The 15,951-nt window shown below is 42.3% G+C and carries 11 protein-coding genes; 1 reads left to right on the top strand and 10 read right to left on the bottom strand.

Going from position 1 to position 15,951, the window contains the following annotated elements; all coding sequences use genetic code 11:
* Positions 1-247 precede the first annotated feature (247 nt).
* The 3 genes from FEM33_RS03435 to FEM33_RS03425 form a co-directional block, all read right to left on the bottom strand.
* Entirely contained in the window at positions 248-838 is a 591-nt protein-coding gene (locus FEM33_RS03435; RefSeq protein ID WP_139010712.1) for a T9SS type A sorting domain-containing protein, read from the bottom strand.
* A 366-nt stretch (positions 839-1,204) separates the two neighbouring features.
* Entirely contained in the window at positions 1,205-1,594 is a 390-nt protein-coding gene (locus tag FEM33_RS03430; protein WP_139010711.1) for a hypothetical protein, read from the bottom strand.
* A complete protein-coding gene (locus tag FEM33_RS03425) occupies positions 1,587-3,821 on the bottom strand; it encodes a phage head spike fiber domain-containing protein (protein ID WP_139010710.1) in 2,235 nt (744 codons plus the stop codon). Before FEM33_RS03425 ends, FEM33_RS03430 begins: the two co-directional genes overlap by 8 nt.
* A gap of 789 nt (positions 3,822-4,610) precedes the next feature.
* Between FEM33_RS03425 and FEM33_RS03420 the strand changes: the two genes are divergently transcribed.
* Positions 4,611-5,960 (top strand): DUF5723 family protein, encoded by a 1,350-nt coding sequence (locus FEM33_RS03420; protein ID WP_139010709.1) that lies wholly within the window; start codon positions 4,611-4,613, stop codon positions 5,958-5,960.
* Between the two features lie 131 nt (positions 5,961-6,091).
* Here the strand turns inward: FEM33_RS03420 and FEM33_RS03415 are convergent, their stop codons facing one another.
* From FEM33_RS03415 to FEM33_RS03385, 7 genes are all read right to left on the bottom strand, one after another.
* A complete protein-coding gene (locus FEM33_RS03415; RefSeq protein WP_139010708.1) occupies positions 6,092-6,697 on the bottom strand; it encodes a T9SS type A sorting domain-containing protein in 606 nt (201 codons plus the stop codon).
* A gap of 24 nt (positions 6,698-6,721) precedes the next feature.
* Positions 6,722-8,899, bottom strand: coding sequence for a phage head spike fiber domain-containing protein (locus tag FEM33_RS03410; protein WP_161597062.1), 2,178 nt, complete (start codon positions 8,897-8,899; stop codon positions 6,722-6,724).
* A gap of 497 nt (positions 8,900-9,396) precedes the next feature.
* Positions 9,397-10,197 carry a polysaccharide lyase family 20 protein gene (locus FEM33_RS03405; protein WP_139010706.1) on the bottom strand — a complete coding sequence of 267 codons (801 nt, stop codon included), beginning with the start codon at positions 10,195-10,197 and terminating at the stop codon, positions 9,397-9,399.
* Between the two features lie 34 nt (positions 10,198-10,231).
* Entirely contained in the window at positions 10,232-11,422 is a 1,191-nt protein-coding gene (locus FEM33_RS03400; RefSeq protein ID WP_139010705.1) for a glycosyltransferase family 4 protein, read from the bottom strand.
* 32 nt (positions 11,423-11,454) lie between these two features.
* The gene (locus FEM33_RS03395; RefSeq protein WP_139010704.1) at positions 11,455-12,768 is read right to left on the bottom strand and encodes a nucleotide sugar dehydrogenase; all 1,314 of its coding nucleotides are present in this window, start codon (positions 12,766-12,768) and stop codon (positions 11,455-11,457) included.
* Positions 12,765-14,723: an alginate lyase family protein gene (locus FEM33_RS03390; RefSeq protein ID WP_139010703.1), complete on the bottom strand. Its 1,959-nt coding sequence runs from the start codon at positions 14,721-14,723 to the stop codon at positions 12,765-12,767. The genes FEM33_RS03395 and FEM33_RS03390 overlap by 4 nt, the downstream gene beginning before the upstream one ends.
* Positions 14,724-14,751: 28 nt before the next feature.
* Positions 14,752-15,900 (bottom strand): glycosyltransferase family 4 protein, encoded by a 1,149-nt coding sequence (locus FEM33_RS03385; RefSeq protein ID WP_139010702.1) that lies wholly within the window; start codon positions 15,898-15,900, stop codon positions 14,752-14,754.
* Between the last annotated feature and the right edge of the window lie 51 nt (positions 15,901-15,951).

Here is a 15,951-nt window from a genome sequence, read left to right as displayed (position 1 = left end):
GAATGTCTAAAATTATGGGGTACAATGCCTTTATTCTGGGGTATCAGGTATAACTGCTTAAACTGCAGGCAAAATGCGGTTTAGAGAGACAATCTGCTCCGTACAATTACTATGATCGGTCAAGCCTTCAAATGTGCCTATTTTGATTGTTAACCAACAAAAAAGGTCATAAAATACTTCTTACTGCAAAGAAGTACTTTATAACCTGCCTATTCAGCAAACCTGCTCGTTGCCGAATGTACTTTTATCAGTTTGTGTGCAATACTTTCAATGTCTGCGAGAAGTTGTCGCAGCTTACTTTTACAAGCAGGATGCCGGTCGAAAGCTGCGGCACATCCAGCGTGTAAGATTCGGTTGCCTGGTTTTTTGCAACCTGTTTTTTCACCAGTGAACGTCCCTGCAAATCGTAGATTTCGATGGTCGGGTTGCTGTTCATCGGGCCTGTGATCTGCGTCATTACCTTTCCTGCACGTACCGGATTGCCCAGGATCACGGCTTCCCATTCTGCCTCTACTTCGCTTTCATTGGCCTGAACGGCCGGCAAAAGAAAGGATCTGGATGTTTCCTGCTCGATGAAAACCGTCAGGTTCGTAACGCCGTCTTCGGCCGTGTAGCGGATCACGCAGGGTTCTGCCGGGATCTGAAGCCTGCCGGTTTCGTTGCTGATTTCGACAACCTGTTTTTTGCCGTCTACGACAAAAGCGTACTTGCCGTCAGCTACGGGCATCTGGATGGTCAGCGGTTTTGTTTTGGTAAATAAAGGAGCACTGAAAGAGGAGGATACAGCTGTAACAATCAATAAAACAATGAAGAGGAGGTTTTTACGTGCAGTGTTCATGTCAGTAATATTAGCAGGTGTTGTTTGATTTGATGATTCAAAATTAGGCACAAGCCCGACCTGAAAACATGACCTACATCATACTGAAAACTAACTTTGATTGACTTGTCGAAATTCTTCTTAAAGCGAAGTTTTACGCCGGGATCTTTAATCGAAAAGCAGCATTTTGGATGAAATTAAATGCTGCTCAATGCATTTTAAACGTCATAACAAGCTTAAAAAAAAGCCTGCAAGAGCTTTGGTAAGCTGTTGCAGGCAATGCGGAATGCTATTTAAATCTTGCTATGCTGTATTCTTTTAATTAAGCGTCAAACCTTGAACATCAAATAAGGAAAAGTGTAAAATAAGCGGTTGTGTATGCCTGAACTACGATTGACCTGTAATGTCAAAAGATGTTTCGGATAAACCGGGTACCAAACGTAACTGTTGCGTATCTTCATCGGTATGAACAGTCAGATTTGTTTTTCCGTCAGCAGCAAGATATGTTATCTCGCATGAATGTACAGGCGTAAAAAGCTGGCCTTCTCCGTCAACAATATCCACGATTTGCTTTTTGCCATCTACATAAAAAATGTATTTACCCTTACCGGAATGCATTTGTAAAGACAGCGGCTTTGTATATGAGTCCATTTCTGCATCGCCGGAATCACGTAATTTAAATCCTGCCAGCACAGTTGTAAGACCTAAGGAAGCAAACTGAATGAAATTTCTGCGTTTGATATCCATATTAGTAAAGTTTTGATTATGATTATACAATTAACAGCGGGTTTGTAATGCGTGATTCAAGCGATGAAGTATACTGAACTTCCATATTTGCATATTCAACAACTAATTTTCTTGGCATGGGCGATCTGTAAATGCCAAATTTCCAGTACGGGCCGGTTGCATCAGGGTATCCGATTCCTACGTTGTCAATGTTCAACAGTTCCTTCCCGTCTTTCCACCATTGCAGCTGGCCTTTTGTAGGAGAGAAGCGTATGCGCATCACATTTTTGTGCCAGATTCCGCGCGTAAATTGCGTGGTTCCTCTCAGTACTGATTTCGGACTTCTTGTATGCGGGTTGTCCAGGGTTGCGCATGTGTAAACATTGGCAGTATCCATGTCAGTAAGTCTGATTCCAAGTACCGGCGGCGAGCTGATGTCACCCGGATCTTCGCTGGCATGAAACTGGCCGATATAACAGAAATCGGACGGTGCCAGAACCAAGGGTTCTCCGGGTTCTATTCTGATAGCAAATGAAAGCCAGACATCCCTGTCGTACGGCATCTGGTAATTTTTCAGATAAAATTCCGAGCGCTCTCTGTACTGATTGGTGTAATCACCCGTCCAGACTTCACCTGCATTTACTTCCATTCGGTAAACCGGTGACGATTTATTTATAGCTTTCTGAAGTGACCACTGTTTGTTCGGCGTCTGGGTATTGTACAGTTTATCAAACATCGTAATCATTGACCCGCTAACGCCTACGGAGGCATATTGTTCAGGAAACAGGGTATGCGCCGTTTCTTCATGAAGGTCGTTTATTTCACTTGGTTCGTAAAAGTTGATAACCTGAATCTCATTTTCGGATGGCAGCACTTCATAGCTGGCAGTAACCTGTTTTACCCAGCTGCCGCCGTTTTTCCTTTGTATAAAAACATCAAATGAATCGCCTGAACTCGGTTTGGAAAGCGTAACTACATCTGCTTTGCGTGTTACAGGTGTTGCGCCCGTCCGGATATAGCTTGTTGCAGTCTCGCTGTTTTCAAGCTGTATGCCCCAGATCAGAATCCCGCTCGAACCGTCACCGGCATAGGATTGTTTGCCATTGCTTATTTCAAGGCCGATAACCGTAGAGGTGTTTGAGGAAGAAGCAATAAAAGTTGCGGAACATCTGAACCAGCCTTTTCCTGCATTCTCTATTGCTGAATCAATATATACACTGCTTTTGTTACCGATAATTCCGTTGGCAATATCAAAGTGGATTGTCAGGCCATTTACATTGAAATAAGCCCACTGACGTTCAGCTGCTTTGAAAAAGACACTTAAAGTATAAGTTCTACCGGCTGCGGTAGCTATGGTCGGATTCGGGACAATGTAGTGCGAACTGGTGGAAGTGTTTTCTCTTAACTTGTAGCCATTTGTTGCGCCATCCGGTGATTTCGTAGTTGCTGCTGCAATGGTGGCAGATTGTTTACGCCAGGCTGCAACTTCAAACTGTTGTGAGTACGGCACCAGATTGGTTCCGGCAGGCTCGATCAAGGCACCTACAAGCGTCGGAGTAGATTCGGCAAGACTGTAATTGTACCTCAGGCCCATATATGGAGCATCCAATGTAGGGGTATAAGTTGTCATGTCACGCCCAGGTTCCATCTGAGCGCCCCATGCGTAGATATATTTATCAGGACTTCCCGCATAGCCGATGGTGTTGTTGTCATTCAACAAATAAATATGGAAACCAGAAACAACACCAAGGTCGGGCATGGCCGTTATTTGAAGTCTCCACCAGCCGTTCCCGCTATCAGTTGCCTTGTAATTTACCAGATTGGAGCTTCTGGATATGAAAACGCCGGTTGCAAGATTAAACTTTACCGTCGGGTTGCCGCCCGTATAGGTTGTGGCATTTGAAAAACTGAGCTGTACCCGGCTCCGGGTTCCGGCCTTAAGATAAACACTGACCGTGACAGGCTGGCCTTGAGGCACATTCAGGTTTCGTGAAATCCGGTGCTCTCCGTTGGCAGTTGTTTCTGCAATCTTGTTTGCAGTAGCAGTTCCGTCAACTGCCATGACATCACTCGTTATAGAAGGCGTAACCCGTACATTAACCCACGGAATTTTACTGCAGTTCTGACTCTGCGCAAGCCAGTTTATGCCGGATTGGGCAAAGTGCAAATAACCGTCAGAGCCATAATAGGAAGCTTCACTTTCTCTTAAAAAAGAAATGTTGCTGTTAAAAGTGGATGGCTCTTCTCTAAAATCGAAAATTTGAATAGGTGTCGACATTTTCAATACATTTAGGGAATAAACTTTAAATAAATTCAAACAGGTATCGAAAAGAGCTTAGAGTAAATTAAATTTTATAGAACCTCTGTTAGTTTTATATAGTATAAATTTTACAAAATCTTTACGTATTTATTTGCCTTTAAATATTAATTAAAGCTATATAACAAAAGTTAATATTCAAAATATATTTTACAAACTAGTATTACAAAGGAATTGTTTCTGCTTTATCAGTCTTGATTATTTTGAATATGTATTTAGTTAAATTGTTGTTGAAAAAGGCCTGTATATGTGCTTAAAGCTAAGCCGTGCAAGCTATAATTACCTAACTGGAGGATCGGGCCTGTAAATAGGTGAAAGGATAAACTGAAATGAAGTAATCGAGTATAAGATTGTAGTATATATGCTACAAAAATGCGTGTTTGCAGCTTTGCTGATAAGGAGTTTACAAGTCTAACCGCATTTTAATATCAGAGAGGAAGTATTCGGTTACTTTTGCATTAAAACATAGGGGAACGCTTTTGAGAATGCATGCAATCTGGTATAAAGCAGTTCAGCAAATTGTAACTGCCGGGTCTTTGATTCAGATTGATAATCAAATGCACATTACGGGAATGTTAAACTATATTCCGGACTATGACAATTCTGTGAAATTGCAAGGTTTGGAGACAGATTTTTTCCATAACTTACAAATACGCTGTACATTGCTTCCGGGCAGAAGAAAGCAGCGCCGGTATTAAGGAGGCACTGGAACCTATGTTGAAAACCTTTATCAAACATCTGTAATCTTTCATGAAAAGATTGTACTTCTTTTTCTTAATGCTTGCAGGCAGCAGTTCATTTGCTCAGTTCAGCACGACAGAATTCAACCGGTATGAATTAACCAATACTTTCTATAATCCTGCTGTCCTGCAAGTTCCTGAATCACACAAATGGTCTGCACATTATGCGTCTTTGTATTTCAGGTCTTCTGCCAATACAGCCAGATTTTCCTTATTTACAGTCTTTCACAATGATCTTTTACGCGGAAGTATTCTCGGAATAAAAAAACCGTCATCCGGATACGCCGAAATCGGATTGATCGGGCCTTCGTTTGCAATCCGTCTCGATGAGAAAACAAGTATTGCAGTTACAACCCGTTCACGAGTTGTAGCCAATTATTCAGACGTAATCGGCCGGCTGATTTCAGAAATCGGTGAAACGGCAAAGAAGGTTTACACGTATCCAAGCCATATTGTCGCCGAAAAGGACATGCGCATGAATACCGCAGTATTCAATGATCTGGGGCTGTCGGTTTCCAGAACGTTATTGTCGGGCGAGCATGTGAAAATCCGCGGAGGAGCTACTTTAAGATACATCAATGGCGTTGCAAACAGTTCAATGCTTGCGTCGGATCTGGTAGGAACCATCAAGAAAAACAAAACGAAGGGAAGTTACTTTACGGATGCAACGGGTAAAGTTTCTGCGCAGACATCCGGAAATTTTCTTGCAGAATTTGGCCTGCTGGGTTTTTTAAAGCCACGGAAAGCAAGTGTTGGTGCTGATTTCGGACTGGTTTATGAATATTACGAAGATTTGAAACAGGCCCCGAAACTGACCATTATGGCTTCTGTAACCGATATCGGGAAAGTTCGTTACAAGCCCGATCCGCAATACAGCAAATCTTATGATATCGGTATTCCTTCCAACATGAGGCTTTATTTTAACAACAGCATCAAGTTTTCTTCATTCAGCCATACGACCAAAATTTACGATAAATACAGCAAGTTTTTCAAGCAGACTGATATTTCCAGCAAGCAGTATTCATACAAACTGCCCATGATGATCCGTTTCAAACTGCATTATGCTATAAATGATACTTACAGCGTGCTTGTTGATGCCGGTACAGATCCCAGGGAAAAAGACTTTGCGTATAACCTGCATAGTCCGGCTTATGCGGGAATTGTGCCCACCTGGAGAAATCACAAGTTCCGTTTATCGGTACCCGTTTCCTATCAGGAATATGCAGGGATCAATATCGGGGCAGGTGTGAAGTATAAAAGATTTTATTTTGGCAGCAGCAGCCTGATTTCCGCATTGTTCCGATCGAAGCAGATTGATGCGCAAATTGGTATGTCATTGGTTTCAGGAAATTTCAAATAAAATGCGTTTGCCAGATTTGACTAACCATTTACTGAGTCCGGCGGTTTGTTGTAAAATACTTCAGATCTGATAAAAGTATTTTACAACAATCGGCTTTGGGCCGTTCCGCCATAACTTTTCAAAGCGTTGTCTCAGTTTACATGCAGAACTTTCATAGTGCGGGTAAATTCATCGCTGCTTACTTTTACCAGTAACATGCCTTTTGCAAAACGCTGCACATCCAGCGTAAATGCTTCCACCGACTTGGTTTTATTTACTGTTTCTTTAATCAGGGAACGACCCTGAAGATCAAGGACTTCAATCACTGCATTGGTGTTGACCGGGCCGGAGATCTGAGTGGACAGTTTTCCTTCGCGGATCGGGTTGCCGAGTATAACTGCATTCCATTCGGAATCATTTTCAACATCCGGTAACGGTACCCCGGGCAGCAGATGCGACTTGGCGGTATCCTGATCAATGTAAACGGACAATTTGGTTACGCCGTCAGCTGCAATATATTTGATAATACACGAATGTGTAGGAATTCTCAAGATGCCTTTTTCATTTGTAATCTGGAGCAGTTGTTTTTGCCCGTCAACAAAGAATACATATTTGCCGTCACGAGAAGGCATAATGATATCCAGCGTTTTGGTATCCGGAGGAGTTGGTTTTTCCGGAAGTGCTACCTTAAATCCTGATGCTACAGTTGCCAGACCTAATGAAACGACCTGAATAAAGTTCCTGCGTTTAAGTATCATGTTTGTTTTATTAAGCAAAGATTTTTATGATATTATAAGTGGATTATTGATGCGGGATGATAGTGAATTTACAGATTCAACTTCCATGTTAGCATATTCAACAGCAATTGTATTTGACATTGGCGACCGGTAAATACCAAATTTCCAGTATGGCCCCACTTCATCAGGATAGCCGATTCCTATACCTGAAAGATTAACCAGTTCTACTCCGTCTTTCCACCACTGCAATTGTCCGTTGGTAGTAGAAAAACGAATACGCATTACGTTTTTGTGCCATATTCCTCGTTCAAACTGGCTTGTACCTCTCAGTATTGATTTCGGGCTTTTGTAATGCGGGTTATCGGTAGTCGAACAGGTGAATACCTTTATGGTATCCAGCCCTTCCAGCCTTAATCCAAGCACCGGCGGAGAACTGATGTCACGATCATCTTCGCTGGCATGAAACTGTCCGAGGTAGCAGAAGTCCGCAGATTCAAGGTTCAGCGCGGTGCCCGGCGCAATTCTGATGGCAAATGAAAGCCATATATCACGGTTAAAAGGAAGGTTTGCGTTTTTAAGATAAAGCTCCGAGCGTTCGCGATCCTGGTTGTTGGCATCCCCTGACCATACATCATTCGAATTGACCTGTGCACGGTATATCGGGGCTGTTTTGTTCACCGCCTTTTGCATGGACCATGACTTGCTTGGCGACTGTGTATAATACAATTCCTTAAACAACGGAACTATTGTACCGCTAATGCCTACAGATTCATATACCTGCGGGAACAATGCCTGAACACTTTCTTCCTTTTCACGTATCGTTATACCGGAATTATACAAGTTGATCAGAAGTATTTCACTGATTGAAGTTTCAACCTCGAAACTGCCGCTTTTGCCATTTACCCAGGTTCCGCCCTGTGACCGCTGGATAAATACATCGTAAACACTGCTGGAATCCGGTGAGCCCAGTGTCACAATATCTGCACCTCTGGTTACAGCGCTTCCGCTGGTACGAATATAACTGGTTGGAACCACACTTTTTTCCAATTGTACGCCCCATACCAAAATTCCGCTGTTGCCGTCGCCGCCATAAGACTGCTGTCCATTGTATTTTTCAGGACCGATGTAAATGGAAGTGGAAGAAGATGAGGCTATGAATGTGGCACTGCAGCGGAACCATCCGTTTCCGGCATTTTCAATCCTCCAGGAAATGAAAAGGTTATTCTTGTTACCGATAATGCCGTTGTTCAGATCAAAGTGAATGGACGATCCGTTTACATTAAAATAGCCCCAGTCGCGTTCAGCTTCACGCAGGAAGGCACTCAATGTATAGGTGCTTCCGGAAGAAGTAGTGAGGTTTGAGACGGGTGCAATGTTATGTGTGGCACTCGAAGTGTTTTCTTTTATTTTATATGCACTGCTTACGCCATCAGGGGATTTGGTGCCGGACGTAACTACTGTTGAATTTCTCTTGTTCCAGGCACTTATGTCAAATTTCTGGGAATAGGGAATCAGGTTGGTGGATTCAGGTTCGATCAGTGCGCCGGCGAGTGTAGGCGTGGACCCGGAAAGGTTGTAGTTGAACCGCAAACTAGTACCATACAAAGGAGCTACCGTAGTAGGTATATATGTTGACATATTACTTCCGGCTTCCATCTGTGCGCCCCATGCATAAATGTATTTGTCACTACCTCCGCTGTAATTGATTCCGTTGGAATCATTTACTACATACAAATGAAATCCGGAAGCAGTTCCAAGGTCGGGCATTCCGGTGAGTTTGATTCTCCACCATCCGTTTCCGCTGTTAACAGCCTGTGAACTGACAACATTGGAGCTTATGGAAGTGAAAGTACCGGTGGCTAAATTAAACTTCACAGTAGGATTACCGCCCGTGTACGACGAACCGTTTGAAAAGCTGAACTGTATCCTGCTTCGGGTGCCGGCCTTTACGTAGATGCTCAGCGTGACAGCTTCTCCTTTTGTTACGGAGAGGTTTCTGGACATTCTGTGCTCCCCTGTAACCTGATTTTCAGAGATTTTATTGGCAGTAAACGTACCGTCAGGTGCTGCAATGCTGTTGGGGGTACTTACCGACACCCCGACACTGATCCAGGGCTTGACAGCCAGGTTCTGGCTTTGCATGAGCCAGTTCTGACCCAGTTGTGAAAAATGCAAAAGACCGTCAGCTCCGTAATAGGATGCTTCGCCTTTGCGAGAGAACATGATGTTACTGTTTGTAAATGTAGATTCCTGCCTAAAATCAAAGACACTTAGCGGGGTTAACTCATTCAAAAGCATTGTAGGTTAAGTATAGTTTAAGTCAGATAGTAATAAGCTATAAGTGAAAAACAAACCCATTTATTATACTATAAGCAAGTAGAATCTATTACACAAACAAGATAGATTACACAGACAATTCAAAAAATTATGTCTACATGACATATTTAATGATCATCCGGACTTTTAGTATTCCAAAGTTAAATTAAGAGGTTCTGCTTTTAAGACTTTCAATTATCCTGCGGCAGAGACGTTGAACTTTACAAAAAGCAATTTTTAGAGAAAGGAAAGTTAAGCAAAAACAGGCATATTAGCCATGATTATAGCTTAAAATTTAGATGAAAATTGTACTTTTTTTGTTTTTAACAAATGAAATAGGACAATTTAAATAATAAATTGTCCTATAATATATTAATAGATGTTAGAGCTGAAGTGTAGAACTTCTAATCTTTCATGGAATCAAAACTTGCATGTTCATTTCCAACTTTCACATCAGAAAAATAAACGACTCTGTTGGTTACGATCGAGTTGTTCCTGTAAAATTTCCAGGGAGTTTTATAAATACCGATTTTAAAAAATGGTCCTGTTTTATCGTTGTAGTAGTTGGGCCCTTTATAATCAACAACCATTTTGTCATTTTCCCAGACTTCCAGAACGCCGTCCTCCTGATAAGAGAACCGGATATGAAAAAGCCAGTCTGTCCACACACCTTTTTTAATGTCACCTAATTCGATGGTCTTTTTCAAACTAATTGTCTTATCGGTATTGACCGGATCGCTGGCGGAATTAATGCATATTCTCCATTTTTCCTTATCAGTCTGAAGGGAAATTGGTGCGGAACGCCATTTTTCCCCCAATGAAAAATCAGGAACTTCATGCCACTGCGCCAGTACTTCAAATGTTGAATCAATTTCGTAATCCGCAGGAAGGAAAATACTGAATTTGTACCAGCGTTCAATATCAGCCGTTTTTTCCTTGGCCATCCGGAGTTCGGAACGATAACCGTTATTGACTTTCTGATCATTGCGGTCTACTTCAAAACGAATGGCGTTTCTTCCCGCGACCTGATCAGCACCCGTAAGCAGCTTCATGGAATGCGGGCAGCAGCTTTCGGCCTTTTCCCAGTTTTTCCTGTAATCCTTGTTTTGGAAAAAGTCCCGAAGAATAACGTCATTTCGCTGGGCAATAACTTTTCCTGACAAAACACAACCTGTAAAAAGCAAGATACTGACCAATTTCTTCATTACAACTCCGGTTCAGCTGCACAAGCTTTATGGATTAAAGCAGCAGTCTTTTATAAAAATCAATTAAAACTTTACTCTCAAATTCCCAGGAAAGCTCTCTTACAACCCTGCTGTAACCAAATGCAGACATTTTTTTGCGTTCTTCAGGATTGTCCAGAAGCCACATGATCTTTTCAGCAAAGTCCGTTGTATTTGTATTATCTGCATATAAGGAAGCCTGCTGAGCAGAAAAACGTCCTTCTTTCAGATCATATTGTACAATCGGTTTCTGAAGAGCCATATATTCCATAATTTTATTCATTGTGGAAAGCTGGTTCATGGTTGTAGGCCGGTCCGGGTTCACGCAAACATCCGCAGTATTCAGGATATCCACCAGCAGTTCATCCGAAACCCTTCCGTAAAAATCTACGTAATCGCCCAATCCCATTTCCAGGGAAAGTGCCTTCAGGCTTTCAACGCTGGTTCCGCCGCCTACGATGGCAAGTTGAACATCTTTTCTTCTTTCAACAATGTATTTAAATGATTCCAGCAGCAGGTCAATGCCTTCCTGATCACCGATTACACCCAGATATCCGATCAGATAAGTACGTCCTTTTTTATAGACCGGATTGCCGGCCGTTATTTTGAGACGGTCCAGTTTCGGGCCGCTTCGTACAACGGTAACTTTCGCAGGATTCATGCCTCCGCGCTGAATGGCGATGTTCCGGTACGATTCGTTGGTTGCAATGCTTGCATCAGCCGTTTTAAAGGTCAGTTTCTCAAAAAAGACCATCAGTTTGTAAAACCAGTCTTTCTTGTTGAATTTGGCCTCATACAATTCCGGGTTAATGTCGTGGTGATCAAATACATATTTGACGCCCAGCAACTTGAACGGCAGGGCAATAAGGAAAATCAGGTCGGGCGGATTACAGCCCTGAATGACATGAAAGCGTTTTTTGCTATATATACGGATCGCTAATACCAGTTCCCAGAAAAGCGCAGCCCCGTATTCCATCAGATAACCCAATGCGCCGCTCGCTTCAAGCGGAAGCGGATGACGGTATATTTCGATACCGTCAATCACTTCTCTGCTCTGGGTATATCCTTTCATTTTAGGGCAAATAATGGAGATTTTTGCGCCTTGCTCTTTTAATGTATTTGCTTCCTGCCATACGCGCCGGTCGAACGGAACGGGAAGGTTTTCAACGACAATTAAAATATGCTTTCCTAAAAGGTCATTGTTCATCACTTATATTCTTTGGGTGCGATTATTCGGGTTTACCAGTTTATTCCGTGGTAAGTATTTTCTGCTTTAACTTCGTTGTGCGCCGGCAGACGAACCAGATCCACAATGGTTTTTCCTTTTATTGAAGAAAGCTTCTGAATAAACTCTTTTTCCTTATTGCACACAACCAGCACGTCGCTTTTGTCAATTACGTAATCCAGGTTATCGACAAGCAGTTTGGAAAGGTGCGGAATGCGGCTTTCGATGTAATCCTTGTTTTTACCCGTCAGTTTGGCAATCTGGATATTGGAGTCGTAAATCGAAATATCAAATCCTTTTCCGATCAGTGTTTCCACCAGTTCAACGGACGGACTGTTTCTCAAATCATCTGTTCCCGCTTTAAAGCTCAGACCAAGAATCGCAATCCTTTTTCCAAAGAACTTGCTCAGCAAACTTACGGCACGCTGGATCTGAATAACATTGGTTTGGTCGATGCTTTCGATCAAAGGCACTTTTACGTATAAATCGTGCGCAAGCGTCTGCAAACCTTTCAAATCCTTCGGCAAGCAGGAACCGCCGTATGCAAATCCAGGCTTGAAGTAATACGGAGAAATGTTAAGCTGCTTGTCCTTGCAGAAAATCTCCATTACTTTATGCGAATCAATGCCCAGTGCGCTTGAAATGTTTCCAACTTCATTGGCAAATGAGATTTTCAGTGCATGAAACGTATTGTTGACATACTTCATGATTTCCGCAGTCTTTGTATCGGTTACAATTACTTCTGCCGGAAGCTGCTCGTAAAGGCTTGAAATCAGTGAAGTCGCTTTTTCGCTTTCACCACCGATCAGAGTCAATGGCGGATTGTAATAATCTTCCACTGCAGTTCCTTCTCTTAAGAATTCCGGATTGTCAACAACTGCAAAATCCACATTGCTTTTTTTGCCGGAAGCATCTTCAATAATATGTGCAAATTTTTCGCAGGTTCCCGGCAAAACAGTGGAACGAAGCGCAACCACATGAAATGCTTCTTTTTCTTTCAGCACTTCGCCGATATTGCGGGCTACATTAAAAATATAATCCAGATTCAAATGTCCTTTTGCGCTGGAAGGCGTTCCTACGGCTACAATGGAAACCTCAGTCTGGAAAATAGCCGCCTTGAAATCCGTAGTGGCACTGATTCTTCCTGCTTTATGCTGATCTGCGATAATTTCGTCAATATCTTTTTCAACGATTGTAGCCTGTCCTTTGTTGATCTGATCAACTTTATCCTGACTTACATCGACACCAATTACTGTGTGTCCATTTTTTGAAAGACATCCAAGGCTTACGCAGCCTACATACCCCAAACCGAAAATACTAATGTTCATAACGTTGATAAAATTTTAATTTTAGTTGCGAGAGAAATAGATTTACTTGATTTAATACTTCCTAATACAAGCGAGGAAGGCACTTTTACCATAAAAGTAGGAGAGTACCAGCCCAGCGGATTTTCTTCTTTTGCTTTATAGATTTCGTAATTCAGCTGCGAAGATAGTTCAATGTGAATTCTTAATTCAGTATCGCCGGGCCTTGACAAAATAAAATTTACCGGGTCAATCTGTTCGATCTGCACCGAAGGGTGTACATGGAAAGGCATTCTGAGCTGCGTTTCCCTTGTTCCTTCCAATGTGATTTCATCATAAATCCTGAATTCAGATTGCTTTTTGTCGAATTCAAAAGTCCTTTTATGCTGCACGCCAAGTTTCAGGTAACCATCATGACTGGCAACCACTTTTTCCGTATTTCCTTTTTTATCAAATGATTCGACGCTGCTTTTAAAATGCTGAAGCCACATCGTCGGTCCGGCCAGTTTCGCCTGATCGTCATCATCGACAGCAATGGTGTTATGCGCCAGCGTGCTTACAAAATACTTGCGCCATTCCGGATGCGTATGATACGTAAATGTGCCGGGATCAACGAGAAACGGAAATCCGTCGAGATTGATAAAATACGACAGTGAATCCGCATGGCCGTGCGCTGCGATGGACAGAAATCCAAGCGGCGCCGCATCAAGGTGTGCATAAATTTCCTTTCCTGTGTCGGTTGCGCTTTTGAAGTAAAAATGTCCTTCTTCTGGATAAAACTTGCTTTCAAGCGGTAGATTCGAAGGCGTGATTTTATTCCAGTACGCTTTGCCGTTCCGGTATGCAGTCAGCAATTCCGATTTGATGTCCCATTCCGAATCCGGCCTTTTCCATTCAGGTTTTTGAAAAAGTACAGCCGCAGTATTCAGAATCGATATGAAGTTGTTGCTGTGCGTATCAAAATCAGGAAGGATTACGCGGCCGTCGTCTTCATCACCATATTTGGGAAAATTGCCTTTTGCGTCCAGAAAATGGTAAATGTAATCACAAATCTTGCTCAGCATGTTGGCATAAGACGTTGAAAACTTGATTCCATGCTGTTCGCCGACGACATAGCTGATCAGAAAGAAATCCGTAATAAACTGGATGTATTCCGCAGCTTCCTCTTTGTTGACGCCGTTTGCAGAATGCTGAACCAGAATTTCCTTTTCCAGCCCTTTTACGGCAAATTCGAGCCATTTGTCCGATTCTTCAAATTTCCACAGACAATTGGCAATGAACAATCCGGCATATTCCGAAATCAAATGGTTGTTTGCAGAGGAATAATAAGACGGATTGTTATGCGCATAAAAGCAATGCTGATAAATCAGCGGCAGCCATATTTCGTCTGTAAACGTCTTGTAATCCGAACTTGAAGTCCATTTTTTATCATCCGCGAGCAGCAGCCAGCACCAGTACCAGTTGATCAGCCGGATATTGACCTCAATGTTACTGTACCAGTTTACACCCTTCAGGTACGGATTCTGCGCATTCCAGTCGGTCATGATCCGGACAAACTGATCCAGAAATGACTGGTCGCCGGTTTGTCTGTATTTGATCAGAATCGGTAAAAGAAACTGCAACCGGTTAACCTCCCAAACTACTTTTGCGCTTCCGAATGCATCTGAACGGATATTGATATCTTTTGAAAAAGACATCGGGAAATCCTTTCCGGATGAAATATCATGATGAAAATTGATCGGTTTGTCCAGATCAATTTCCAGACCGAAAAAATGGAATTTATCCGTTTCCGGCATTTCAAACGCACTAAAATCAAAGGTCTTGAAGGAAGACAGATCCGCCGTACGGATTAAAGTGGATTTAGGAACAGTTAGCCTCTTCTTTTCAATTTTTTTCTTTACAAACTGACTGGTTCTGAACTGGATTTCACCAGCACTCATCGTTTTCAGACGATTGATCAACCATTTTACATCAGCCATATTTATGGTAATTCTTTTGAAATAATAATTATTGAGTAATTGCCGTATTCATTCTTTCCACCATCAGATCAATGCTGGCTTCTTCCTGAATCGTTTTCAATGCATTGGTGCTCAGTTGCTGCAACAGAGCCTTGTCGCTGAGCAAATGAAGGATTTTGTCGGCAAGCTGCTTTTCATCATTTTCCTTCACAAAATAGCCGTTCTGACCGTCGTGCAGCAACTGGATTTCAGGACTGTGAAAGTCAATGTCTTCGGTAATAAGCGGAAGTCCGTAAGAAAATGCATGTACAATCGCCAGCCCGACATAACCCGGCATGATGAAAATGTCCGATGCAAGAAAGTATTTTCCGACGATCGTTTCTTCAAAAATATAGCCTGTAAAATGTACCTTGTTCTGAATGTTCAGGGAAATGGCCAGTTCTTTCAGCAAAGTCATCTGGTCGCCGTCACCGACTACAATCAAATGGATATTCGGGTCTTGTTTGTTGAGCAGCGCCATGGCACGAATGATGGCGTCTACTTTTTTAAACTTGTTGAGCCTTCCGGAAAAAATAATAACCTTGGAATTCTCGTTCATTTCCGGAGAAATGGTTTTCAGGAACGAAGTACGATCAAAACCTACTTTAATTTTTTCCTTGATGGCCAACAGTCGGTTGGTATCCAGCGTGTTGGGCGCAACATGTATTTTTTCCTTCGGAAACCCTTTTTCAATCAGATAATCTCTTCCTGCGTAGGAAAAAGTCACAATCGAATCAGCGAGTGTAAAGAAATAGTAATTCTGTGCCGCCTTAAAAAGCTTTTTAAGCGGATTGGTAATGGGTTTGTGATCATACGCATGCGTCCACGCAATGAACTTGATTCCGGCCAGTTTGCAAAGCAGGATTCCGATATATTCCGTAAGCTGCGTTCCGTTATTCAGACCAAGCACATAGCCGGGCTTGTTTTTAAGCATGTAGGACAAAGCGCCGGGAAAGAAACTTTTTTTGGCCTCATCCGAAAATACATTTTTGAAAATTTTATACTTCAGACGGTCATTTTCGTGAAGATAAGGTTTCAGCTGGCCTGTGGTCAGAATTTCCACCTGATAATCGTGCTTGTTGGCAAGATAGGTAAGAACTTCATTGCGGTAATGCTGCCAGTTGGCATCCCGTGAAATGAAATATAGCTTTTTACTCATATAATTTGAAAGTAGAGTGTTTTCAGTAGATGATAGATTCAGTGTTTACGG

Origin of the sequence: Dyadobacter flavalbus, from assembly GCF_006149045.1 — a bacterium.
In the GTDB taxonomy this organism is placed as follows: domain Bacteria; phylum Bacteroidota; class Bacteroidia; order Cytophagales; family Spirosomataceae; genus Dyadobacter; species Dyadobacter flavalbus.
The sequence above is the reverse complement of the archived record's forward strand: the minus strand, read 5'-3'. Positions and strand labels throughout refer to the sequence as shown.